This window comes from Actinoplanes sp. NPDC049265, assembly GCF_043197135.1.
In the GTDB taxonomy this organism is placed as follows: domain Bacteria; phylum Actinomycetota; class Actinomycetes; order Mycobacteriales; family Micromonosporaceae; genus Actinoplanes.
The window spans coordinates 1-1226 of sequence record NZ_JBICSP010000068.1; the positions used below are offsets into that span (position 1 = coordinate 1).

Consider the following 1226-nt stretch of genomic DNA (forward strand, 5'->3'; position numbering starts at 1 on the left):
GCGGGCTGGAGCTGACCGGTCCCGGCGGGTTACTGAAATTGTTCACCAAGAACGTCCTCGAGACGGCGCTGAACGAGGAGATGACCGAGCACCTCGGTCACGACAAGAACCGCGCTGAAGCCGGCCGCGAGTCGGCGAACGTACGTAACGGCACCCGGCCAAAGACGGTGACCTCGGACGCCGCCGGGGAGGTCCAGATCGATGTTCCCCGCGATCGCGAAGGCACATTCGAACCACAGATCGTGAAGAAAAGGCAACGGCGCCTGTCCGGAGTCGACGAGGTCGTGCTGTCACTGTATGCGAAAGGGTTGACCACCGGCGAGATATCCGCACACTTCACGGAAATCTACGGTGCATCAATCTCCAAGGAAACGGTATCGCGGATCACCGACAAAGTCGTCGACGAAATGCAGGAATGGTCGGCCCGGCCGCTCGACAGCGTCTACGTCGCCGTGTTCATCGACGCCATCGTCGTCAAGGTCAGGGATGGCCAGGTCGCCAACCGCCCCGTCTACGCGGCGATCGGGGTCACCGTGGACGGCCGCAAAGACGTTTTGGGCCTCTGGGCCGGCACGGGCGGCGAAGGCGCCAAATTCTGGCTCAGCGTGCTCATCGACCTGAAGAACCGCGGCGTCACCGACGTCTTCTTCGTCGTCTGTGACGGGCTGAAAGGACTACCTGAGGTCGTCACGAACGTGTGGCCGCAATCCATCGTGCAAACCTGCATCATCCACCTGATCCGTAACACGTTCCGGCTCACCTCCCGCCGCGACACCGACGCCATCAAGAAAGACATCAAACGCATCTACACCGCCCCGAACCCGGACGCCGCACTTGCCGCCCTGGACGACCTCGAAGAGAAATGGGGAAAACAATACCGAGCCATGATCCGGCTCTGGCGCAACGCTTGGAACGAATTCATCCCGTTCCTCGACTACGACGTCGAAGTCCGCGCGGTGATCTGCTCGACCAACGCGATCGAATCTCTGAACGCCCGCTACCGGCGAGCAATCAGAGCCCGCGGACACTTCCCGACCGAACAAGCCGCCATGAAATGCCTGTACCTTGTGACCCGCAGCCTGGACCCCACCGGGGCTGGACGTACACGATGGACGATCCGCTGGAAACCAGCGATCAACGCCTTCGCCATCACATTCGGTGACCGCTGGCCGGCCGCCGAAACTTACTAACCGAAGAGCCAGAAACACCGTCCACGTTACGGACCC

1 protein-coding gene is annotated in these 1226 nt (G+C 61.6%); it reads left to right on the forward strand.

Annotated elements, in window-relative coordinates:
• On the forward strand, positions 1 to 1190 hold a 1190-nt coding region (locus ACGFIO_RS44340; RefSeq protein WP_392837336.1), incomplete at its 5' end, for an IS256 family transposase.
• Positions 1191 to 1226: the final 36 nt, after the last annotated feature.